The following is a 23,447-nucleotide window of genomic DNA, read 5'->3' as shown; positions in this document are numbered from 1 at the left end:
TTTATAATCCCTCCGCTACTTCGATCAGATATTTTCCATATGCAGTCTTAAGAAGTGGCTGTGCCAGTTCTACGAGCTGCTCTTTTGTAATAAATCCACGTTTAAACGCAATCTCTTCAATACAGGAAATGTACAGCCCCTGACGTTTCTGAAAAGCAGCCACAAAATCCGCTGCATCCAGAAGCGAATCATGATTTCCGGTATCCAGCCATGCAAATCCACGTCCAAGAGTTTCCACCTTGAGACTTCCTCTTCTCAGATATTCGTTGTTGATGCTTGTAATCTCAATCTCACCTCTGGCTGAAGGTTTGACATTTTTTGCGATTTCAACAACATCGTTGTCATAGAAATACAGTCCCGGTACAGCATAATTAGACTTCGGATGCTCCGGTTTTTCTTCGATGGAAAGTGCTCTTCCATTCTCATCAAATTCTACAACCCCATATTCTCTCGGATCTCTTACATAGTAACCAAAGATCGTTGCTCCCTTTTCTTCTTCTGTACGTTTATATGCATTTAAAAGCACACGTGAAAAGCTCTGCCCATAGAAAATATTATCTCCCAGGACAAGTGCAACTGCATCCTCACCGATAAAGTCTGCTCCGATAATAAATGCATCGGCAAGTCCTCTCGGCTGTTCCTGCACTGCATATTCAAATCTCATCCCCAGCTGTTTTCCGTCTCCGAGCAGTTCACGGAATACCGGAAGATCTCGCGGTGTGGAAATGATCAGGATCTCACGGATACCTGCAAGCATCAGTGTGGAAAGCGGATAGTAGATCATCGGTTTGTCATATACCGGCATGATCTGCTTGGAGATTGCCTTGGTCAGCGGATATAATCTGGTTCCCGAACCACCTGCTAATATAATTCCCTTCATAATGTGTTCTCCTTTATTCAAATTTCTGCATATCATCCATTTTTAATGTAAAGTGCGATCAGAAGGATCACAAGGATACCTGCCATAACTCCCATCGCGATCAGCAGAGTTCTCATAGAACTGGACATTCCCTCAGAACGGATCTCCTCCAGCTGCTGTGTCATAGACTTTCTGTCCTCTTCCGCAGAAGTACCGCTGTCTGTACTCTCTGTTGTCTCTGCCGTCTGTGTTTCCGGCTCCGGAGACGGTGTCGCAGTCGGATCAGCCTGTACCACATAGCCGACAAACTGTCCACTGTAATAATAACGGTTCAGTGTCTTTCCGTTTCTTTCTGCTGTATCTGTTGTCAGATCATTCACCGTAACACCCTTTGGTACGGTCATCTGAGTCCCATTAATATCAATACTGTCAAAATTGTCAAACGCATAATCAAACAGGGCTCTGCTGTCCGTGCAGTTTGTTCCAAGTTCCGCATCACGCATCGTCACAACAATATATGTGCGCCCGTTCCGCTCAGCAGCAGCCACCATTGTATGCTGTGCTTCTGTTGCAAATCCGGTCTTGCCTCCAATGCAGCCTTCATAATAAAGGTCTGACTCCTGTGCCATCAGAGGAAGATGTGTGTGCAGAGATCTTGCCTGACTTGTATTGGTCGCCGGAATCTTGTAGCTGGTGCATTTCATCACCTGACGAAAACGCTTGTTTTTCAGGCAGGCACGCATGATCTTTGCAAGGTCATGTGCACTGGAATAATGATTCTCGTCCGGCAGTCCGCTGGCATTAACAAAATGTGTATGTGTACAGCCAAGCTCTTTTGCCTTCTGATTCATCATTTCCACAAAATTCGCTTCACTTCCACCTACGTATTCTGCAATCTGGGCACACACCTCATTTGCAGACTGAATATAGGCTGCCATCCAGCAGTCTTTCATTGTCATCGTCTCACCCAGCTGTGCATTGATATTACTGCTGTCCCAGCTCACATCCCGGATACCGGTTTCGGTAAAAGTCACACTGTCTTTTGGGGAGCTGTTTTCAATCGCAACCAGCAGTGTCATCAGTTTTGTTGTACTCGCCGGATAACGATACTCATCCATTCCCTTGTCATACAGAACCGCACCGGTATCTGCGTCAATAAGTACTGCTGTCTCTGAAGCGACGGCAGGTGCTGTCGGCCAGTTTTGTACGCTGTCTGTTGCTACTGCTGCCGGTGTTCCGTTTGTAGTAACACCAGCCGCCTGTACTGTTGCAGAAGACACCAGGAGGGCCGCCACACTTAATGCTGCCGCGATCCGGTATATTCTATTCTTCATGTATTTCCCTCCGTAATTCTGTCAAAACTCAAATTTCTGTATTTTGTCCACGATGTATTCCTGATCCTGTACAGACAGATCATAAAACATCGGAAGACGAAGAAGCCGCTCGCTTTCCTTCGTCGTGTAGACATCTTTCCCATTGAATCTGCCAAATTTCTGTCCGGCAGGAGAACTGTGCAGTGGCACATAGTGGAATGCTGCGCAGATACCATTTTCCTTAAGATAAGCAATCAGCCGAGTCCTTGTCTGCAAATCTTTTACCTTTATATAGTACATATGCGCATTATGTACACAGCCTTCCGGTACACACGGACGTTCAATCTTTCCCTCTTCTTCCAGATTCTCCAGATTTGTATGATAATAGTCATAAATCTGATGACGTTTCCGGTTGATCTTTTCACATTCCTCAAGCTGTGCATACAGATACGCTGCATTCATCTCACTTGGAAGATAAGAAGATCCATAATCGATCCAGCGGTACTTATCTACCTGCCCGCGGAAAAACTTGCTTCGGTCAGTGCCCTTCTCTCTCAGGATCTCCGCTTTTTCCTGGTATTCATTTTTCTGAAAGACAAGTGCTCCGCCTTCTCCCATAGTATAGTTCTTTGTTTCATGGAAACTGTAGCAGCCAAAGTCTCCGATTGTTCCGAGTGCCCTGCCATAATAATAAGCTTCCACTCCCTGTGCTGCATCTTCTACCACTTTAAGGTGATATTTCTGCGCGATTTCCATGATCTTATTCATTTCACATGCCACTCCGGCATAATGTACCGGTACAATGGCTTTTGTTTTTTCTGTGATTGCCTGTTCGATCAACTTCTCATCTATGTTCATCGTATCCGGACGGATATCAACAAATACAACCTTTGCTCCCCGCAGAACAAATGCATCTGCCGTAGAAACAAACGTATAAGATGGCATGATCACTTCGTCCCCCGGCTGGATATCACTGAGAAAAGCCGCCATCTCCAGTGCGTGGGTACAGGACGTTGTCAGGAACACCTGGCTGACCGCAAAACGCTCCTTCATCCATGCAGAACAGAGCTTTGTGTATTTCCCGTCACCACAGAGCATTCCCTGGTTCACAGCATCCCGGATATAATTCAGTTCATTTCCAACAATCGCCGGTCTGTTAAAATCTATCATAAGTCCTCTTTTCCTGTAATATTCGCTTTATCCCTGATCACATACTGCGGTGTTTTATTTACATTCAGCATCAGCTTGCCCAGGTACTCACCAATGATTCCAAGCATCAGAAACACAATGCCAAAAAGCACCAGCATTGCACACATCAGCGATGACCATCCAATTGCAGTTGCCGGACAGATGAGTTTCCGGATCAGTACCACAACCGCACCGATAAATCCTGCCGCTGAAAAAATTGTCCCGAAAAAAGTAGATACTCTGAGCGGGATCACCGTAAAATTCAGACAGGAAAGAAACAGATTCAGACCTCTTCTGAAATTGTAATTGGAAGTTCCCACTTCACGTGCAAAATGCTCGATCTCAATATTCGCAATATTATGTGTTGTACGGAAAAACAATACCTGAAGAAAAGTATTGTATCCATCATATTTTATAACTTCATCTCTCACATATCTTCTGCAGCACCAGAAACTGCTCATCTGAATATCCTTCGGACGATCCAGAAGATGCCACAGCAGGAAACGGCTGACCGCTCCTGTCAGATTTTTGAATGCAGAGAATTTTCGCTGTTTGAATACACCAAATACAATGTCATAGCCTTCCTCTATCTTATCCAGAAACTGCGGAATCTGTGACGGATGATTCTGCATATCATCATCCATTCCTATGATCAGATCTCCCTCTGTATAATTCAGTGCTGCCATAATTGCATTGTGCTGCCCGAAATTCTTGGCCAGATTGATGCCCTTTACATTTGAATGCTGCTTTGCAAGTGTTTCAATCGATTTCCAGGTTCCATCTCTGGAATAGTCATTCACCAGAACAAATTCGCATTCGTAATTCTCCAGTTTATTAAATTCTTCTATAGCCAGTTCCACCACCTTACCAATGGTGTGTTCTGAATTATAGCACGGTATGACAATGGATACCAGCATTATGTATTTCCCTCATTTCTAAATGTTAAAAATTATAACTCCCGCCAGAATCAGTGCAAAACCAAGCAGTTTTCTCCTTGTAAATCTTTCTTTCAGAAAGAAATACCCCATCACGGAAACAAAGATATATCCTGTGGATTCCAGTATCGGTGACATGGAAAGCGGTACATATCTCAGTGCCAGCATAGTCAGGATCACCGAACAGAAAAACATCCCGTATGCACCGATGACCAACGGATTCAAATATTCTTTTATCGTATTTTCGTATGTTCTGTTGGCTGCCTTTTTCAGAAGGATCTGCGAAACAGATGAAATAAATACCGAAAAGAGCAACAGACATACAGACATCTGAAGACGGCTCATGCGTGTTCACCGCCTTTCTCTTCTTCTCCTGTAACCAGGTAAATTCCGGTAAAGATCACGGCAGCCCCCGCCAGCATATTCCAGGTGATTTTTTCTCCGAAGATCAGTGCGCCCCAGATGATTCCCCAGATCAGTGTTACAGGACGGTTTGCATAGGCAACCGTCAACGGCATCCTTTTGAGGATCTGCTGCCAGATGATCGCATAGGCAAACATAATGACAAATACCAGCCCGAACCAGAAAAGAAACTCCACAGAAAAGACATTCCCTGTGTAACGGGATGCCATCTTGGAGCATACGCCGCTCAATGAGCTGAACAGAAGGCTGATATGGAGCAGTAAAAAGATGCTTTTCTTTGAAGTAAGACAATTTCTCATGTTATTTTCTCACAATCATACAGTAAATTCAATGTTAATTTTCGACAAAATCTCCCGGATACGATCCTCGCAGCATGCCAGACTTTCTCCTGTTATGATCACCTGACCGAGACGGTCTCTTCCATTTGTATAGCGATGTACTTCTTCTCCGGGTTCTACATTAAAAGACAGATCTATGATATCCGCTGCCGGAGGATTTTCATTGTGTATGGCAGCAACTGTACCATCTCGCTCCGAAAGCAGGGTTCTGGACAGATTCGCCGTATGCTTCTTTTGCTCATCAAACATGTATGCCACCGGCATTCCCATCGCCAGGCGTATGATCGCCTCATAATAGTCAATTCCATAGTACAGACTTACCATTTCCGGCAGGCAGGTTCCTCCTGCACGACCGGTGATCTCGATCACATAGATTCTTCCATCTTTTTCTATCAGGTCACAGTTTACCGGGCAATTATCCAGTCCGACCGCCGATGCCGCCAGCAGCACCTGGTGCTTCACTTCTTCTCCAAGCTCATCCTGTTTCCTGTACGGAACAGAATGTCCGACCGGAGTCGGCACATAACTCTGAAAAGCTTCAATGTTATTCGGAAGACAGTAAAGCATTTTTCCATCCGACAGCATTGCTTCACATCCCAGTATCTGCCCTTCTATGAATTCTTCTACCAGACAATATTCCCTGCCGGTCGCTTCCATAGTCTTTTCATAATACCGAAATGCCTCTTCCCTGTTATTACATCGGAAGATTCCCCGGCTTCCCATCAGATCCACTGCTTTTATGACTACCGGGAATACAAAATCTTCAAGAGATTTTTCCAGTTCTTCTCTGCTTCGAATGCAGGTATGACGTGCACAGCGGACTCCGCCCTGCATAAATGCTTCTTTCATTTTGAACTTATCATTACTGATATCAGCGGCTTTTTCTGAAAGTCCCCTGAGTCCCAGTCTTTCACAGGTGTAACCAATTGCACGGACTCCTGCATCCAGACAACAGGTCGTAATGCCATCTGCCCCCAGCTCTCTGGCTGCTTCCAGTACCCTCACCGGATCTGTAATATCTGTATAAGAGCTCTGGTCTGCTTCTGCAAATCCGGGCCAGTCACCCGGGGTGCTGACTGCGATCGTCTTCAGTCCCATCTCATGTGCTTTTCTGTAAAGGGGAAGCTGTGAATAGCTTGCCCCAAGAATCATCAGTTTTTTCATAACTTTTTATTTTTCTCATCTTCCAGGAAATCAAAAAACAACGGTGTTCCGCCTGTATGCAGAAACAGTATCTTCCTGTCCTGGATATGATTTTCCTCCAGATATTTAACCATACCATAAAAAGCCTTTCCTGTATAGGTCATATCCAGTGGAATCCCATCTGTACCATAAACTGATTCAATCAGATCCGCAACTGGTTCTGACCAGACACCATAGCCACCTTCCATATAAGCATCTGTAAAACAGATGTTTTTTTCAAAATCTACCGGTAATTCTCTCTGAAATCTCTGTGCATACTCCCGCAGATTTTCAGCGATCACTTCCCGGCCTCTCTGTGCATTTCTGGAAACCGAGATTCCTATGATTCTGCGCTCATCCATTTGCCTGAGACTGCCCGCCAGAAGTCCGGACTGTGTCGCATTGGTACTGGATGCCAGAAAAATATAATCAAACCTGATACTGTGCTGTTTTTCATAGCAGCAGATCTCATCATAAACCGCTTCATATGCTTTCATTGGAACCCATTCTTTTCCCTGTCCTCTGGAATTTCCATAAATATAATATGGACGGTATCCTTTTTCTCTCAGTTCCTCCATTGCCTGTTCTACCGCATCCGCTATTCCGGATTTTTTGCAGGCAATCTCTGTAATTCCCATTTTTTTAATGATGCGGCTGTTTGCAGTTTCTCTGTCTTCCCGAACATCTTCTGTATTGTGTACCATATAGCACGGAATTTCCAGTTCATGGCACAATGTCGCCAATATCCTGCAGAGATTTGAATGATAATTTCCATATATGATCATACTGTCGCAGCGTTCTCTCTGCATATCTTCCACAAATCTGCGAGCGAAACGCACTTTGTTCCCGCCAAATGCAAATGGCAGAAGATCATCTCTCTTCATATAGAATTCATTATGGTTTTCGGTAAATCGCAGTTTCTGTGTCGGTGTATCGAATACATGAATCGGGTTTTCCCACGGTCCATGATGCAGAAGTTCCATCATTTCTTCTATGCTGTCTGCCTGCAGGATAAAAAATCCCGGTCTGCTTCCGCTGTCCACAATATGCGCATCTTTTACCCCATGCTCTATAACTGTTTTCCGAATTTTATCCGGATGATTTTCCTGCAGATATGCAAGAAGTTTTTCATCATTTTCATTCATAAGAAAACGAATCGCCGAGACATGGGGCACCGCCTCACAAAATACCGGAGCTTTGCCGGCAGCAGTATCTACCACCATCCCCACAAAATCCTGTCCGGTAGACAGAGGAACCAGATCCGAACCGATGCAGTCGCCTCCCATTCTGGATCCAATCTCTATGATACGTATCTGTCCGTTCCGGTCAATGCGAAGCTCACTGTGTCCGGCTCCATATCGCACTTCCAGTGCATCCAGTGCCCGAAAAACGGTCTCTTCCACTTTTTTCTTCATATCTTCTGACAGTGGTGCCGGCTGAAGATGTGCAACTTCAATATAGTGCGGACTTCCTGTCGTAAATTTCTTGGTAATTGCCAGACAGGTATGTTTTCCCTCAAAACTGATCGTCTCGACGCTGTACTCTGCACCGGAAATATATTCTTCCACAATTGCCTTTTTCTCAAAAGACTGAGCAGTCGCAAGTGTGATCGCCTCTGCCAGTTCCCCCGGATCATTCACTTTCGTGATTGCTCTGCTTCCCGACCGGTCCGTCGGCTTCACGATTACCGGATAGGAAGGCGGTGTAACCTGTTCTCCCTCAGAAACGCACTGAAAGAACGGTACCGGGATTCCGGCATTTCGAAAAGCTTCACGCATGGCATATTTGTTTGTCGAATGATAAATACAGGAGCTGCTGTTTCCTGGCAGACCAAGTTTTTCCGCCAGAAACTGTACCGTGATATTTGCCAGATCCGACCCGATCGTTGCAACCGCATCTGGCCTGATCTTCCGACAGATTTCCAGTATTTCTTCCTTTTCTGTAATACTGATCTCATAAAAATGATCCGCATCTTCTGCCCCGGTTGCTCCTTCCCGCCATGCAAATACATGCGTCTCATATCCCATATTATGAGCTTTCTGAATCAACGGCCTCTGAAAATCATTGGCACCGATAATCACAATTTTTTTCATTTTATCCTCTTCTTGTATCTTTTTTATAACAAAAATGCTGCAATCATTCAGGTTTGATCCGGAATCTCGCAGCATTTCATCCTCCGTATGATCACCGGAGCATTTTATTTGGTTTTGTACATTTCATCATAATATTTCTGGTAATCGCCGCTGGTGACATTTTTCATCCAGTCTTCATGTTCAAAGAACCACTGAATCGTCAGGCGGATGCCATCTTCAAAACAGGTTTCCGGATACCAGCCAACCTCTTCTTTGATCTTGTCCGGAGCAATCGCGTAACGACGGTCATGTCCCTTACGGTCTTCTACATAAGTGATCAGATTTTCGCTGACAAGTGCTTTGCGCGGATCATCATCCGGCAGCATTTCCTGCAGAGTATCCAGGATAATGTGGATAATCTGGATATTCTGTTTCTCGTTATGTCCGCCAATATTGTAAGTTTCGAAAAGTCTGCCCTTTTCCTGTACCATATCAATACCTTTGGCATGATCCATAACGTACAGCCAGTCACGAACATTCTTACCGTCTCCGTATACCGGAAGTTTCTTTCCCTGAAGTGCGTTGTTGATGATCAGCGGAATCAGTTTCTCCGGGAACTGATACGGTCCGTAGTTATTGCTGCAGTTCGTGATATTTGCCGGAAAATGATACGTGTCCATATAGGATTTTACCAGCATATCAGAAGATGCCTTGCTTGCAGAATACGGGCTATGCGGATCATACGGTGTTGTTTCATAGAAAAATCCACCATCTTCTTCCAGAGATCCATAAACCTCATCCGTAGATACATGAAGGAATTTTTTGTCCGGCTTGAAGGTTCCATCCGGAAGTTCCCAGGCTGCTTTGGCTGCATTCAGCATAACCAGAGTTCCAAGCACATTGGTCTTTACAAACACTTCCGGATTACGAATGCTTCTGTCTACATGACTTTCTGCCGCAAAATGTACCACACGGTCAATATCATTTTCTTCAAAGATCTTCATAATTGCATCACTGTCACAGATATCTGCTTTTACAAATGTATAATTCTCACGGTCTTCGATATCTTTGAGATTCTCAAGATTTCCGGCATAGGTCAGCTTGTCAACATTGATGATACGGATTTCATTATCGTACTTCTGAAACATATAATGAATATAGTTGGATCCGATAAAACCTGCACCGCCTGTTACAAGGTAAGTTCTCATAATTTCTTTTCCTCCTGAAAAGTGCCCTCCCTCTGGGAGAGCACCTTAGATTTTGTATTATTTGTTTGCGTAAGCCGGATCTGTAGGATCAAAGGTCTTGTTTCCTCTCAGAGGTGTCAGACGATTTCTTCCCAGAGGTCCTTTAAACACTTCCTGTGACTGGTAAGTTCCGCTCATAATATGAATGGTAGAACCATTGCAGTTGTCATATACCCATTTGGCATCAGCCACACAGCAACGGATACATCCATGAGAAGCAGGATTACCAAGCTTCAGATATTCTCCGACCGGAAGGTTATGATCATTTTTCTGACTGCATGCTACAGAGTGAACGAAGATTCCTCCCTGTCCACATCCATCTACATGTGTACCATACTGTCCCCAGGATGGTCCCATCAGAGGCTGCCAGCGCAGAGACCTGGAAAGCGTATAGGTACCTGCTGATGTCAGAGTGATCGGATTTCCTACAGAAACTCGAATTGTCTTGATCGGAATCGTCTTGGTGCTGTCGGTATATACCGTCATAACACCGTTGACACGATCGCATTCCAGATAATAACTGCTGCGTCTGTATTCAGAAGTTCTGTCATTGACTCTGTTTCCATATTTGTCAAATCGATACTGTTTTCCGTCAATCCATCTTACACAGTTCTTCAGAAGTTTGCCTGTCTTGGAATCCACATAGCGGACAAGATTCTTGCTGTCATTATATACAAACCAGCCTGCAGAAATAAAACGTCCTCTGCTGTCCACGATGCCTTTTTTGCCGTTCTTTGTAACAGACTTATTCGTCATTACTGTACAGTCTTTCTGGAAATAGAACCAGTAATTCTTGCCGTCAGATTTTACATATTTCCATCCATTGGAATACAGAGTACCGTCTGCACTTGCATAGTAATATTTGTTGTTCCATTTAATCCACTGGTTCTTGTACATCTTACCATAGTATTTCGTGCTGCTGCTTCTCTTGAAGAAGTAATATTTGCCGTTAACCTTGGTAAGACCATTTGCCATACGTCCGTCCGGCAGGTAATATCTGCCACCGGTCCAGTAATTCATAAGGCTGTTTCCCTTGCTGGAGAACTGGAACCATCCGATAAATTTGCCGTTTACTGTAACTTTCTTGATGCCCTTCTGCTCCTGTACGCGACCCGCGGTCTTGCCGAAGTAGTAATAACGGTTGCCCGCACCTTTGCATTTTACCCAGCGGTTTTTCCAGGTTGCACGCCGTCCGTCACTCACAAAATAGTATCTGTAATTGCCATATTTGACAAGTTTCTCTCTGTATACTACTGCTCCGTTGTTGGAAAGGTAATAGTATCCGTTAGCTGCCTTGACCATCTTGTTGCGAATCAGATATCCATTGGCATCTACCAGATACAGATTGTTAGTATCTGTACGAAGCTTATAAGCACCGATGCCTTTTTTCTGATAAACACCGTTGGCATCAAAGTAACGCCACTGTGTGCCACGGCTGGTCTTGCGTCCTGCCCATCCATTGCGTACCATCTTACCAGGAATGTCTGTTGCAGAAGCAGCTGTACGGAACATATATGTTCCCTTCTTATTGTTGTAGGTAAGATATTTGTCACCAACGTACGGCTTACCGTCTTTCAGAAGGTAATAGTAGTCCCCATCAATCTGATAAACCTTGTTGACATCAAACACTTCCTGCTTCGGATTGTAGTAATTGAATACTCCATCTGCTGCATTCCATCTCCATGCATTCTGAACCATCTGTCCCAATGCAGAGTTATATGGGGTCTTATAAGAAGATGTGATATCTGTTTTTGTGATCGTTGTCTCATCTGCGGTTGTAAAATAATAATAATCCATAGTATTACTTCCAACCAGACTTCTTCCTGTGATGAGATATCCATCTTTGTCAAATGCGTAATATCCTGTAAACAGCTCTGTTCCATCTGCTTTCATGGTCGTGATCTTTACCAGGCCATCTGCAGATGTATAATAAGTAGCAGAAGCTCCTGCTGCCTGTGTATCGATATCTTCTGTTACCTGAGTCACTTCTGCATCTGCATCCGTTGTCTCATCTGCCTGTGCCAGCTGTCCGGAATCCGCGTCCGATGTCTGTTCGCCTTCTGCAGATGGCTGTTCTTCCACAGTGCCTGCTTCTCCATTCTCTTCCACGGCAGCCTGTATAGCAGTTTCGTCCTCAGATACCTCTGTATTTTCTTCTGATATATCTGCTGCGTCTGCAGAATCATCATTTCCTGCGGTCTGTACAGTTGCTTCCTTCGCAGTAGTTTTCTCAATCTTATGCAGTTTCCATTTGGTCGGATTCTTTGCATTATCCGGCTCCCAACGTGTATAGTAGAGTTTTGCCTCCTGACCGCCCTCCTGATTGTCATTGATGGAAGTTTCTTTGGAAGCTCCCGCTGCTTCTGGAGTTTCCTCTGTCACAACTGCTGCCGTCTGTGTATCGGAAATCTCTGTATCCACTTCTGCATCAGAAGTAAAATCCACTTCTGCATCCTGCGTATCAGCAGTGTCCGTGTTATCCTCCTCCGGCACGACTTCCGGCTGTGCGGTATCAGCATCTGCCGTCTGAGAATCATCCTCACCTGTTATGTCCTCACTGTCATCCACGGTCGATACTTCTGCAGTATCTGTTGTTTCTGATGTTGCTGCTTCAGCAGAAAAATCCGCGGCACTGACAATACCTGCTTCTGCTGCTGTTGTCATGCTCATCGCCAGACTCAGCACTACAGCTACAACCTGTTTTTTCACAATTACTCCTCCTTATTACCCTTACACACTTTTTTATTCACCAAGACCTCCGCGTATCGCTTCAGTCAAAGCTTGCATTGCCACATCTTCGTCTGCTCCCTCACAGACAAGTTCTATTTCATCTCCGCATTTCACGCAGGCTCCCAGAACGCTCAGAACGCTCTTGGCATTTGCCGTTCCGCCTTCAAAAGAAAATGTGATAACGGAATCATACTTCATCGCCTCATTACACAAAACACCTGCCGGACGAAGATGAAGTCCTGACGGATTGTTGATTGTTATCTTCTGACTGACCATCCCTTTATCTCCTGTTAATTATTCTCATCAGCTGTGGAAATTCTGGATACCTCAACACCTGTCTTAACCTCATCCACCAGTTCATAACCTTCCGGAATGCTGATGCTGACAGGAACCTCAAAGCTTCCTTCTTCCATATCTTTGAGATCAATTGATGCTTCTATATCGCTGTCCTCCAGATCATCCAGACTGCTGTCGATCTTTTTGACGCGCACTTCTACATTTGCAGTATCAAAGGATACCTGCATACCATCCGGTGCATTTCTGACCAGAATGTTTTTTGTAGGTACCTCACATACGGTGCTTCCCTCCGGAAGAATATTCACACGTACAAATACGTCTTCACTGGAATCACTTGTAAGTTTGATTCCATCCGGAAGATATTGCGAAATATTGATTTTTTCTTCAAAATCGCTGTCTCTGCCTGAAATATCTGCGACAGAAGCCGGAAGTGTGATCGTATTATTCTGTTCTTTTAATGCTGCCAGTGATTCCTCGCTGCCTGCCACACTGATCACATTTGGTGTCGTGCTGACGCTCTCAACCTGATAACCGTCTGCAGGTGTTCCGGAATAATCTGCGCTGATCTTGACATTGGACTGAACCTTCCACAGTTTTGCTGTAACATAAACTTTGGAAACATTCAGATAGCTCATATCAGAATCCGTAAATTCCTCTCCATTCTTATCAATGATCTTGACATCTGTTTCCTGTATCACATCTTCAGTCACACCATCCACATCAATGGAGGCATTTACTTTATCTATTTTATTGATCAGAGAGACCGGACCTGTAATCTTGATTTTCTCCGGATTGGAAGTAAGTGAACCAACTTCATATCCTCTGTCCGGTTTGGTATTGTTCGTTGTTACATTGACTACAAATTCCTGCGTATCTTTTTCTTCCAGATGAAGACTCAGATTCTGTGGTGATACCTCTATATGATCCTGAGAAATCCTTCCACAGGTCACTGTGATCGGTACCATAACAGGGTCTGTATCCAGGCTGACTGCCTGCTGAAGATCTGCAACTGCGCGAATATCATTAATAGAAATCTTATCCAGGATCTTTCTCTGTGCTTTGATCGTAACACGGATCGGAACCTGCTCTTCATCCTGCATGCACATCTTGCCGTCCGCATCAATATACGCCTCATTGAGAAGCTGTACATCCGATACCACAAAAGATTTTGTGCTGATCGGATTACTGATATTCACAACCAGCAGCCATACGAGAATTGCAATCACAAGCGAAAGAATTTTCAGTGAAAGGTTATTTCCCACTTTTTTCTTCATGTCTCACTCTTCCCTTCAGCAACTGTCTCAGTTTATTGTTATCCACGATTTTCTTGTTCTGTGCTCTTTCCAGAATCTCACGAAGCTGACTGCTGCTGATATTCCGCATCAGCCTGCCATCCTGTGCTGCGGAAACCTGACCCGTTTCTTCTGAAACGATGATCGTCAGAGAATCTGTCACCTCGCTGATTCCAACACCGGCACGATGACGTGTTCCGAGCTGCTTGCTCAGTTCCATGTTATCAGACAATGGCAGATAACAGGTTGCCGCCACGATCCGGTTGCCCTTCACGATCACAGCACCGTCGTGAAGCGGCGTATTATGTTCAAATATGTTGATCAGAAGCTGACTTGTAAGAATCGCATCTACATTGATACCGGTCCGCACATATTCATCCAGACGGACTTCCTGTTCGATTACGATCAGTGCTCCTGTCTTTACCTCGGCCATGTCATAACATGCTTTGATCAGTTCATTGACTGTTTTGTCTGTAAACCGTTCCTTGACTTCTTTTCCCGAATCAAATGGTATGATCGAAGCCATGATTTTTTTCTGTCCCAGCTGCTCCACAACCTTACGCAGCTCCGGCTGGAAAATCACGACAATTGCCGTGATCAGCGCACTTGCCAGTTTTGAAACGATCCACAGAATCGTATTCATCTTGAACACATAAGCGATGATCAGAAACGCGCCAATGACCAGCAGCCCCTTAAGCAGAGTATATGCCCGTGTAAATTTGATCCATACCATAAACTGGTACACAAAAAATGTGATCAGACATATTTCAATTACATCGATAATACTGACAGACGGAAGGTTAATATCCGATAAATATCTTGTCAGTATCTCTGTAATATTCTGCATAAACGCTCCTCTCCTTTGGCTGCTTTTTCTGATTATTTACCTGATCAAAGGTCTTTCAGTGATTCTTCAAGTTTCTTTTCGAAATCAATGTCATTCATATCCGCTTTTTCTACAACAGATGCTTCTTCCGGCACTGATTCAGTTTTTTTTCTGACTGGTTCCTCTCCCTGAAACAGAGGTGTTGAATAATTTACTACTTTTTCTGCCGAACGTCTTTCTGCCCTGCCGGACTCTCCATTGATCTTTTTGATGCTTCTCTCAGACGTTGCGACCAGTGCCTTCGGAACAGCCTTTACATAATAATAGTAATCATCATCTTCATATTCCAGGCGTTCTGTTCTGGTATAGTCACCACCAAATACAAAAAACTCAAGCACGATTCCGATCAGTACGGCAATTACTGTATAGATGATCACTGATACTACCGGAATTGTGATTCCAAGACTCATACTTCCGGCAAGCATGATCACAATATAGATCACACCGCCAACTACGATAGCGATTCTCCATGCATAGTCAAACATACGCGTTCTGATCAGATTGACCGCCAGCACGACTACGATAAACGCGATCAGTGTCAGCCACATTTCTCCATTCTTCATCAGTCCATCCGCTAACAGAGTGATTTTGGTCATCACATCACTGTCTGCAGTCATCAGTATCGGAGACTGCACACGGATAAAACGGATGAAATAATATATGATCACGCCGCCTGCTGCCGGTAATGCGGATACCGCACTGCTCAGCAGTCCACTTCCGATCGGAAGAAGTGCCGGAATATCAAACGCAAAAGCAAGTGGTGTAAATACCAGTACAATATTCTTACTGCCACTGAAACGCAGGAACAGAATCATCATGAACAGGACCAGGATCAACATAAAACCTGCCACTTCGATTCCCAGTGCATAACTGTGTCCTACCATCAGTGCAAATCCGGTAAAGATCATCATTCCTGGTGGAAGGATACAACAGATCAGTGATAAGATCAGCACAACAAATATATTATCCAGAGCCGCCATATATCCCATATTGGAGTTGATCCAGATAAAATATACCAGAGCAAGGAGAAATTTTAATAAAGGAAGCAGATATATTTCATACTGCCCGTAAAGCCCTTTCAGTTTCTGTTTAAATTCCAGTAATGCTGTCATTTGCGATACCCTCCCGCTGTTCCTCTTCCGGACATCTTTTTCTCTTCCCGGCTGTAGATTTTATTCAGCTCAGTAAGCTGACTGTAGTACTCTTTGACACTTTTTTTGGCTCGGTAATATCTGACAGAATACTGTACATACGTCAGAATGGAATACAGGGCCAGAACGACCAGGTAGCCGATCAGTATATAGATTCCGAGTACCATAAGATTCATCTTATGGATATTTTCCATCAGATATTCTCCAAAGTATACCGCAACTGCTGCAATGATCAGAGCATATCCGATTGTTACCAGGAAAAAGTTCTTGATCAGTGCCAGTCCGATATAATCACTTCTGTAATATTTGCTGATCGGAAGATATTTTTTTCCTTTTCCCTGCTCATACATGGCAAGGTCTGTCATTATTTTAACCTTTTCTTCGTTGATCATATTTTGCTCCTTACAACCTATTATTTCTTCATACTATCAGAAATAATCATACATAGCTTGATTGTAACATATATCACGAACCATGAAAAGTGTTTTTTATGTTGTCAGCCTTCTCCATTCCCACTCTGTCCAATACATAAAGTCACGAAAAATACAGCCTCTGCCCCATTTTCCACCAGACACTCAGCAAGTGTTTCCACTGTACTCCCTGTCGTATATACATCATCCATGATCAGAATGGTAAGGCCCTTTACCGACTGTTCTACATAAAAAGCATTTTTCAGGTTATTTCTTCGTTCCACAGCATCCAGTTTTTTCTGAGATTTCGTTTCTCGCACTTTGCTTACAAGCTCCGGAGCGACCGGAACCTGCAATATCATCCCTGTTTTTTCCGCAAGATCAGCAGCCTGATTAAACCCACGCATCCGATATCTGCGTCCGGACAGTGGCACCGGCACGATCACATCCGGGTTCCATCGCAGAATTTCCTCTCCGACATACCTGCAGATTGATTCTGCATAAAACTGTCCGTATTCTCTGCATCCCTGATATTTATACCGCATAAGAGACTTTTTCATCCGGGTATTATACAGAAATACACCTCTTCCCCGGCAGAAACTCCTCCTTCTGCGTATGCATTCTCCACAATACTCTTCCAGTTCCCCTATTGGTTTTCCACATTTCAGGCAATAGTGTTCTGTCACCGGGTGGAAACTTCCTTTGCATTCCGGGCAGATCCGGATCGTCCTTTCTCTGAGGATCCCCCCACATGCCGGACAGCGGGGCGGATACAGAAGATCCAGACATTTTTCTTTGATTTTCAATAAGCACCTTTCTCCCCGATGGCACGCTCTCTTTGCTATTCTGTTTCCAGTATTCTCCGATCAAGAGAACTGTATCTTCTCTGTTGTTTTTCATTTCTGATCATTTCGCGGAAAGTTTCCTCACTTCCCACAACCGTCACACACTTTCTCGCCCTTGTGACTGCAGTATAAAGCAGATTACGGTTCATCAGCATCCTCGGGCCGGAAAGAAGCGGAATAATGACTGCCGGATACTCCGATCCCTGTGATTTGTGGATTGTTACCGCATAAGCAAGTTCCAGTTCTTCCAGCTGTTTAAACGAATACTCTGCCCATCGTCCATCTTCGAATTCTACTTCTGCCGTCTCGGCAAATTCATTGATCGTCTTGATGATTCCGGTATCTCCGTTGAATACGCCGACGCCTTTTTCGATCGGAATGCCATATCTGCCTCGGATTTCCCATTCAAGCTGATAATTATTCCGCACCTGCATTACTTTGTCGCCTTCCCGGAAAAGTCCCTGTCCCAGTTCTTTTTCTTTTTTTGATGCATCCGGCGGGTTCAGATAACGCTGCAGGATCTGATTCAGACGATCCACACCGAGAAGTCCTTTTCGCATAGGTGTCAGCACCTGAATCTCAAATGGCTTCGCCTCCACATATTTCGGAAGTTTCTCCTGAATCAGCGCGATCACGACACGAATGATGATGTCTGCATCATAACGCTTCAGGAAAAAGAAATCACGGCTTTTGTTATTCAGTACGACCTGCTCTCCTTCATTGATCTTATGTGCGTTTACGACAATGTCACTTTCCGATGCCTGACGGAAGATTTTCTTCAGTTCTACTACCGGAAATTGCCCGCTCCGTATAATATCACGCAGTACATTTCCCGGTCCCACACTCGGAAGCTGGTTTTCGTCACCGACCAGAATCAGCCTGGTTCCCGCCGTAACTGCCATCAGAAGGGAATGCATCAGATGAATATCTACCATGGACATCTCATCAATGATGATCACATCTGCCTCCAGAGGATTCTCCGCATTCCTTTCGAAATGGATCGGCTGCCCTTCCCTGTCATCCTCCGGCATACCACTAAGTTCCAGCAAACGATGAATCGTCTGTGCTTCATAGCCAGTCGCTTCCGTCATGCGTTTCGCAGCGCGTCCGGTCGGTGCTGCAAGACGAAGTTCTGCACCTTCCCCTTCAAAGAAACGGATGATTGCATTGATCGTGGTCGTTTTTCCGGTTCCCGGACCACCTGTCAGTACCAGCAGACCATGTCCTGCCGCTTCCCGGACCGCTTTTTTCTGCATCTCATCCAGTACAGTACCTGTTTCTTTCTCAATCTGCACCAGACGCCTCTCGATCATGGCTTCATCTTCCGGACAGAAAATATCCAGCTCACGAAGCATACGTGCCGTATTCAGTTCCAGATAATAGTACTGTGTCGGATAGATCAGAATCTGATCTTCCTGTTCTTTCTGAATGATCTTACGCTCCATCGCCAGATCAACCAGATGCTTTTCCATATAAGAAGCATCCACGCCAAGAAGATCGGAAGCCCTCTGAAAAAGTTCATCTTTGGGCAGATACGTGTGTCCCTCTCCGGTTGCCTGGAGAAGAGTATAAACCATGCCGCTTTTTATTCTGTAATCTGAATCTGTATGTATACCGATGCGATATGCGATCTCATCTGCGATCTTAAATCCGACACCACTGATGTCATCTGCCAGACGATATGGATTTTCCTGCAGGACACTGTATACAGAATCTCCATATTTCTGATAAATCTTTGCTCCCAGATTCAACGAAATTCCATATTTCTGTAAAAACATCATCGCTTTACGCATATCTGCCTTTTCAGATATCTGCATGGCAATTTCTCTTGCCTTTTTTTCACTGATTCCCTTGATTTCTGCCAGTCTCTCGGGTTCCTCTTCCACGATCCGCAGAGTATCCTCCCCAAAATGCCGGACGATCCTGCCCGCCAGCGCAGCTCCGATTCCTTTGATCGCACCGGATCCAAGATAACGCTCCATCGCCAGTGCATCCTCTGGCATTTTTTCAGTCAGTCTGTCTGCCTGAAACTGTTTGCCGTACACCGGATGCTGGATAAAACGCCCCTCCGCTTCTACGGATGCTCCCTGTGTGATCACCGGAAACGTTCCAACACAAGTCAGTTCCTCATCATCTTCTACTCCCTTTAATACCATAACTGTATAACCATTATCTTCATTTCTGAAAATAACATGGTCAATATACCCTGTTATACTTTCGCTCATTCTTTCCTCTTTCCGCCTGTTTCTCAGACATCATCCTGTCATCCTGCAAAACAACAAAACCAGGATATCTATGATCTTTCTCATAAATAATCCTGGCTTTTCCTGATCTTATGCATCCATTCTCGCCATGATCTCTGCATATTTGCCGGTTCCTACCGCGACAACATTCATGGCATCCTGCACAGTCAGTGTATTGACTCCTGTTCTCTGTTCGATCAGCGTATCCATCCCTCTGAGCAATGCTCCGCCACCTGCCAGAACAATTCCTCTGTCAACAATATCTGCTGCCAGTTCCGGAGGTGTCTTTTCCAGCACCCCATGAACGGCCTCCACGATCTGGTTGGTCGCATCTTTGACAGCCACACGGATTTCCTCAGAGGTCAGCCTGACTTTCTTTGGCAGTCCGGTAAGCACATTTCTTCCCTTTACTTCCATAACCTGCGGATTAGCTTCTTCAATTGCTGTTCCGATCCTGACTTTTATCGTTTCTGCCATATCTGAACCGATAAACAGGCTGTGTGCTCTTCGAATATAGCTCATGATCGCCTGATCAAACACATCTCCTGCTACCTTTATGGTCGACGAAACCACGACCCCGCCTACGGAAATCACCGCAATATCTGTTGTTCCTCCGCCAATATCCACAATCAGATTTCCAAATGGTTTTGTCACATCCACACCGGCTCCTATAGCAGCTGCAATAGGTTCTTCAACCAGAAAAACCTCACGTGCTCCAGCCTGATAAGTCGCCTCTTCCACTGCCTTACGTTCAATCTCTGTAATTCCGCTTGGAACACAGATACTGATACGAGGCTTACGGAATGCACGTCTTCCCATTGCCTTGGAAATAAAGTATTTCAGCATTTTTTCCATAACAACAAAATCTGTGATCACGCCCTGGCGTATCGGATAAATAACTTCCATATTGGAAGAAACATGTCCGGACATCTGTCGCGCTTCTTCACCGATCGCTTTGATTTTTTCTGTATCTTTATCGTATACGACCACAGACGGTTCTCTGAGCACCAGTCCCTTCCCGGAAGCATATACCAGACTGTTCGTCGTTCCAAGATCTATTCCTATATCATTTGCAGCCATAAAAGCTCCTTCCGTACCATTTCTGAAAAATCTTGCAGCTATTTTCTGCTCTTATAATCACGATTATTATAAACAACTTTCCATCAAATGAAAAGCCCCTGTTTCGTCCCTTTTATTTGAGGTATTTCGCTACATACTGGCCCGTATAAGACTGTGGACACTTCGCAATCTCTTCCGGTGTCCCGGCAGCGATCATCGTGCCGCCGCGTTCACCGCCCTCAGGTCCCATGTCAATAATATAGTCTGCGGTCTTGATCACATCCAGATTATGTTCGATGACAACGACCGTATTGCCGCCATCTGTCAGACGCTGCAGGATTTCCACCAGCTTGTGCACATCTGCAAAATGCAGCCCTGTCGTCGGCTCATCCAAAATGTAGATCGTACGTCCTGTACTGCGTTTGCTGAGTTCTGTCGCCAGTTTTATTCGCTGTGCTTCTCCACCGGACAGCTCCGTAGACGGCTGTCCAAGGCGGATATAAGAAAGTCCCACATCATACAGTGTCTGAATCTTTCTCTTAATAGAAGGAATATTTTCAAAGAAAGTCAGAGCTTCTTCTACTGTCATATTCAGCACATCGTAAATACTCTTGTCCTTATATTTCACTTCCAGTGTTTCCCTGTTATAACGCTTACCCTTGCAGACTTCACACGGCACATAGACATCCGCCAGAAAATGCATCTCAATCTTGATGATACCATCACCACTGCAGGCCTCACAGCGTCCGCCTTTGACATTAAAACTGAAACGTCCCTTTTTGTAGCCACGTGCCTTTGCATCTGCAGTAGAAGCAAACAGATCTCGTATCTGATCAAACACGCCCGTATAAGTTGCCGGATTGGAACGCGGCGTACGTCCGATCGGTGACTGATCAATACTGATGACCTTGTCCAGCTGTTCCAGCCCCAGAATTTCTCTGTGCTTTCCGGGAATCACCCTTGCCCTGTTGAGGTCTCTCGCAAGCGTTTTATACAGGACTTCATTGATCAGGGAACTCTTACCGGATCCACTGACACCGGTTACAGCCGTCATGATGCCAAGTGGCACATCGACATTTACCTGTTTCAGATTATTTTCCGCAGCTCCACGGATCTTGAGCCAGCCGGTCGGTTTCTTTCGTTCTGCCGGTACCGGAATTTTGCATCTTCCGCTCAGATAAGCGCCAGTAATGGATCTTTCATTCTGCATCAGAGTCTCTGCCGTACCGATCTCAACCAGTTCTCCACCGTGTTCGCCTGCGCCAGGTCCGATATCCACAACACAGTCCGCTGCACGCATCGTATCCTCGTCATGTTCCACTACGATCAGCGTATTTCCCAGATCACGAAGGCGCATCAGTGCCCGGAGCAGTTTGTCATTATCTCTCTGATGAAGTCCGATACTCGGTTCATCCAGAATATAAGCGACTCCGACCAGACCGGAACCAATCTGTGTCGCCAGACGGATTCGCTGCGCCTCTCCGCCTGAGAGCGTCGCTGTTGCACGGCTCAGAGACAGATAATCCAGGCCAACTTCTGAAAGGAAACCTACTCTCGCACGGATTTCTTTGAGAATCTGCTTTCCAATCAGCTCCTGCTGTTCTGTAAGCTGCAGCTCACCCATAAATTTCCTGAGATTTTCGATAGAAAGAGAAGTCACCTCATAAATATTGCGGTCTCCGACCGTCACTGCCAGAGATTCTTTTTTCAGTCGCTGACCTTTACAGGTTTTACACGGTGTGATGCGCATAAACGTTTCGTATTCCTGTTTCATCGCATCAGAACCGGTCTCACGATATCTCTGCTCCACATTCTTGATCAGGCCTGGAAATGCCACATCGTAAACGCCCTCTCCACGCTGTCCCTTGTAATATACTTTGACTGCACGACCATTCGTCCCGTGAATCAGGACATTTTTGACCTCATCCGGATAATCCTGAAACGGCGTATCCAGACTGAATTTATATTCCTTTGCAAGAGCATCCAGAATTGCCCTGGTAAAGCTGCCCTTGTCCGTACAGGACTGCCAGCCCATCACCACGATTGCTCCCTGAGAAATACTGAGAGATTTGTCCGGAATCATCAGATCTACATCAAATTCCATTTTGTATCCCAGACCAAAACAATCCGGACATGCACCAAACGGATTATTGAAAGAAAAGCTTCTCGGCTCGATCTCATCAATACTGATCTGACAATCCGGGCAGGCAAAGCTCTGACTGAATGTCCTGACATTACCATCCATCGTATCTACCATGAGCAGCCCCTCCGAAAGATCCAGTACAGTCTCTATGGAGTCTGAAAGTCTTTTTTCGATTCCTGGTTTGACAACCAGACGGTCTACGATGATCTCGATGTTGTGCTTGATATTTTTGTCCAGTTTGATCTCTTCGGACAGCTCATAAAGATTACCATCAATCTGTACACGCACATACCCGCTGCGTTTTGCCTGTTCCAGAAGCTTGGCATGCGTACCCTTGCGTCCACGGACTACCGGTGCCAGAAGCTGAAGCTTCGTTCTCTCCGGAAGTGCCATGATATGATCGGCCATCTGATCAACTGTCTGCTTCTTAATCTCTTTACCACACTTCGGGCAATGTGGAATGCCGATTCGGGCGTAAAGAAGTCTGAAATAATCATATATCTCCGTGACCGTCCCAACAGTCGATCGAGGATTTCGGTTGGTAGATTTCTGGTCAATGGAAATTGCCGGTGGCAGCCCCTCGATGGACTCCACATCCGGCTTTTCCATCTGCCCCAGGAACTGTCTCGCATAAGATGACAAAGATTCCATATATCGTCTCTGTCCCTCTGCATAGATCGTATCAAATGCCAGAGAAGACTTTCCTGAGCCACTGACTCCTGTCAGAACCACAAATTCATCCCTCGGAATGTCCACACTCAGATTCTTAAGATTGTTGACATTTGCTCCCCGGATCTTAATAAACTTTTTTCCTGTTGTTCGTTCAGACATCTT

Annotated in this window: 19 protein-coding genes; all 19 read right to left on the bottom strand. The window is 45.1% G+C overall.

Annotated features, from left to right (window positions below):
• Position 1: 1 nt before the first annotated feature.
• Positions 2 to 880: a glucose-1-phosphate thymidylyltransferase RfbA gene (gene rfbA, locus KQI91_RS07540; protein ID WP_216392232.1), complete on the bottom strand. Its 879-nt coding sequence runs from the start codon at positions 878 to 880 to the stop codon at positions 2 to 4.
• 32 nt (positions 881 to 912) lie between these two features.
• On the bottom strand, positions 913 to 2,193 hold the full coding sequence (locus KQI91_RS07535) for a D-alanyl-D-alanine carboxypeptidase family protein (protein WP_216392231.1): 1,281 nt from the start codon (positions 2,191 to 2,193) through the stop codon (positions 913 to 915).
• A 21-nt stretch (positions 2,194 to 2,214) separates the two neighbouring features.
• Complete coding sequence (gene rffA, locus KQI91_RS07530) at positions 2,215 to 3,342, bottom strand: dTDP-4-amino-4,6-dideoxygalactose transaminase (RefSeq protein WP_216392230.1); 1,128 nt, start codon at positions 3,340 to 3,342, stop codon at positions 2,215 to 2,217.
• Positions 3,339 to 4,277 carry a glycosyltransferase family 2 protein gene (locus KQI91_RS07525; protein ID WP_216392229.1) on the bottom strand — a complete coding sequence of 313 codons (939 nt, stop codon included), beginning with the start codon at positions 4,275 to 4,277 and terminating at the stop codon, positions 3,339 to 3,341. The genes rffA and KQI91_RS07525 overlap by 4 nt, the downstream gene beginning before the upstream one ends.
• Before the next feature lie 18 nt (positions 4,278 to 4,295).
• The gene (locus tag KQI91_RS07520; protein ID WP_216392228.1) at positions 4,296 to 4,640 is read right to left on the bottom strand and encodes a DMT family transporter; all 345 of its coding nucleotides are present in this window, start codon (positions 4,638 to 4,640) and stop codon (positions 4,296 to 4,298) included.
• Positions 4,637 to 5,017, bottom strand: a complete 381-nt coding sequence (locus KQI91_RS07515) for a transporter (protein ID WP_216392227.1) — start codon at positions 5,015 to 5,017, stop codon at positions 4,637 to 4,639. The genes KQI91_RS07520 and KQI91_RS07515 overlap by 4 nt, the downstream gene beginning before the upstream one ends.
• 15 nt (positions 5,018 to 5,032) lie before the next feature.
• Complete coding sequence (locus KQI91_RS07510) at positions 5,033 to 6,220, bottom strand: ATP-grasp domain-containing protein (protein WP_216392226.1); 1,188 nt, start codon at positions 6,218 to 6,220, stop codon at positions 5,033 to 5,035.
• Positions 6,217 to 8,331, bottom strand: coding sequence for a pyridoxal-phosphate dependent enzyme (locus KQI91_RS07505; protein WP_216392225.1), 2,115 nt, complete (start codon positions 8,329 to 8,331; stop codon positions 6,217 to 6,219). Before KQI91_RS07505 ends, KQI91_RS07510 begins: the two co-directional genes overlap by 4 nt.
• Positions 8,332 to 8,435: 104 nt before the next feature.
• A complete protein-coding gene (rfbB, locus tag KQI91_RS07500) occupies positions 8,436 to 9,518 on the bottom strand; it encodes a dTDP-glucose 4,6-dehydratase (protein ID WP_216392224.1) in 1,083 nt (360 codons plus the stop codon).
• Positions 9,519 to 9,575: 57 nt separating this feature from the next.
• The gene (locus KQI91_RS16260) at positions 9,576 to 12,266 is read right to left on the bottom strand and encodes a L,D-transpeptidase family protein (protein WP_216392223.1); all 2,691 of its coding nucleotides are present in this window, start codon (positions 12,264 to 12,266) and stop codon (positions 9,576 to 9,578) included.
• A 33-nt stretch (positions 12,267 to 12,299) separates the two neighbouring features.
• Complete coding sequence (locus KQI91_RS07490; protein WP_216392222.1) at positions 12,300 to 12,563, bottom strand: HPr family phosphocarrier protein; 264 nt, start codon at positions 12,561 to 12,563, stop codon at positions 12,300 to 12,302.
• A gap of 14 nt (positions 12,564 to 12,577) precedes the next feature.
• Entirely contained in the window at positions 12,578 to 13,858 is a 1,281-nt protein-coding gene (locus tag KQI91_RS07485; protein WP_216392221.1) for a CdaR family protein, read from the bottom strand.
• Positions 13,836 to 14,723 carry a diadenylate cyclase CdaA gene (gene cdaA, locus KQI91_RS07480; protein ID WP_216392220.1) on the bottom strand — a complete coding sequence of 296 codons (888 nt, stop codon included), beginning with the start codon at positions 14,721 to 14,723 and terminating at the stop codon, positions 13,836 to 13,838. The genes KQI91_RS07485 and cdaA overlap by 23 nt, the downstream gene beginning before the upstream one ends.
• 44 nt (positions 14,724 to 14,767) lie before the next feature.
• The gene (locus KQI91_RS07475; RefSeq protein WP_216392219.1) at positions 14,768 to 15,874 is read right to left on the bottom strand and encodes a hypothetical protein; all 1,107 of its coding nucleotides are present in this window, start codon (positions 15,872 to 15,874) and stop codon (positions 14,768 to 14,770) included.
• On the bottom strand, positions 15,871 to 16,305 hold the full coding sequence (locus KQI91_RS07470) for a hypothetical protein (protein WP_216392218.1): 435 nt from the start codon (positions 16,303 to 16,305) through the stop codon (positions 15,871 to 15,873). The genes KQI91_RS07475 and KQI91_RS07470 overlap by 4 nt, the downstream gene beginning before the upstream one ends.
• Before the next feature lie 104 nt (positions 16,306 to 16,409).
• Positions 16,410 to 17,129, bottom strand: coding sequence for a ComF family protein (locus KQI91_RS07465; RefSeq protein ID WP_253288428.1), 720 nt, complete (start codon positions 17,127 to 17,129; stop codon positions 16,410 to 16,412).
• Between the two features lie 35 nt (positions 17,130 to 17,164).
• Complete coding sequence (recD2, locus tag KQI91_RS07460) at positions 17,165 to 19,393, bottom strand: SF1B family DNA helicase RecD2 (RefSeq protein WP_216392217.1); 2,229 nt, start codon at positions 19,391 to 19,393, stop codon at positions 17,165 to 17,167.
• Positions 19,394 to 19,501: 108 nt separating this feature from the next.
• Positions 19,502 to 20,491, bottom strand: coding sequence for a rod shape-determining protein (locus tag KQI91_RS07455; protein ID WP_216392216.1), 990 nt, complete (start codon positions 20,489 to 20,491; stop codon positions 19,502 to 19,504).
• Positions 20,492 to 20,603: 112 nt separating this feature from the next.
• The gene (gene uvrA, locus KQI91_RS07450; RefSeq protein ID WP_216392215.1) at positions 20,604 to 23,444 is read right to left on the bottom strand and encodes an excinuclease ABC subunit UvrA; all 2,841 of its coding nucleotides are present in this window, start codon (positions 23,442 to 23,444) and stop codon (positions 20,604 to 20,606) included.
• Positions 23,445 to 23,447 lie beyond the last annotated feature (3 nt).

The organism is Blautia sp. MSJ-19, from assembly GCF_018918125.1.
Classification (GTDB): Bacteria; Bacillota; Clostridia; order Lachnospirales; family Lachnospiraceae; genus Blautia_A.
The sequence above is the reverse complement of the archived record's forward strand: the minus strand, read 5'-3'. Positions and strand labels throughout refer to the sequence as shown.

Excerpts from the sequence above, each read along its gene's own strand:
- rfbA (WP_216392232.1), bottom strand. The coding sequence starts at position 880 with ATGAAGGGAATTATATTAGCAGGTGGTTCGGGAACCAGATTATATCCG.
- KQI91_RS07535 (WP_216392231.1), bottom strand. The coding sequence starts at position 2,193 with ATGAAGAATAGAATATACCGGATCGCGGCAGCATTAAGTGTGGCGGCC.
- rffA (WP_216392230.1), bottom strand. The coding sequence starts at position 3,342 with ATGATAGATTTTAACAGACCGGCGATTGTTGGAAATGAACTGAATTAT.
- KQI91_RS07525 (WP_216392229.1), bottom strand. The coding sequence starts at position 4,277 with ATGCTGGTATCCATTGTCATACCGTGCTATAATTCAGAACACACCATT.
- KQI91_RS07520 (WP_216392228.1), bottom strand. The coding sequence starts at position 4,640 with ATGAGCCGTCTTCAGATGTCTGTATGTCTGTTGCTCTTTTCGGTATTT.
- KQI91_RS07515 (WP_216392227.1), bottom strand. The coding sequence starts at position 5,017 with ATGAGAAATTGTCTTACTTCAAAGAAAAGCATCTTTTTACTGCTCCAT.
- KQI91_RS07510 (WP_216392226.1), bottom strand. The coding sequence starts at position 6,220 with ATGAAAAAACTGATGATTCTTGGGGCAAGCTATTCACAGCTTCCCCTT.
- KQI91_RS07505 (WP_216392225.1), bottom strand. The coding sequence starts at position 8,331 with ATGAAAAAAATTGTGATTATCGGTGCCAATGATTTTCAGAGGCCGTTG.
- rfbB (WP_216392224.1), bottom strand. The coding sequence starts at position 9,518 with ATGAGAACTTACCTTGTAACAGGCGGTGCAGGTTTTATCGGATCCAAC.
- KQI91_RS07490 (WP_216392222.1), bottom strand. The coding sequence starts at position 12,563 with ATGGTCAGTCAGAAGATAACAATCAACAATCCGTCAGGACTTCATCTT.
- KQI91_RS07485 (WP_216392221.1), bottom strand. The coding sequence starts at position 13,858 with ATGAAGAAAAAAGTGGGAAATAACCTTTCACTGAAAATTCTTTCGCTT.
- cdaA (WP_216392220.1), bottom strand. The coding sequence starts at position 14,723 with ATGCAGAATATTACAGAGATACTGACAAGATATTTATCGGATATTAAC.
- KQI91_RS07475 (WP_216392219.1), bottom strand. The coding sequence starts at position 15,874 with ATGACAGCATTACTGGAATTTAAACAGAAACTGAAAGGGCTTTACGGG.
- KQI91_RS07470 (WP_216392218.1), bottom strand. The coding sequence starts at position 16,305 with ATGATCAACGAAGAAAAGGTTAAAATAATGACAGACCTTGCCATGTAT.
- recD2 (WP_216392217.1), bottom strand. The coding sequence starts at position 19,393 with ATGAGCGAAAGTATAACAGGGTATATTGACCATGTTATTTTCAGAAAT.
- KQI91_RS07455 (WP_216392216.1), bottom strand. The coding sequence starts at position 20,491 with ATGGCTGCAAATGATATAGGAATAGATCTTGGAACGACGAACAGTCTG.
- uvrA (WP_216392215.1), bottom strand. The coding sequence starts at position 23,444 with ATGTCTGAACGAACAACAGGAAAAAAGTTTATTAAGATCCGGGGAGCA.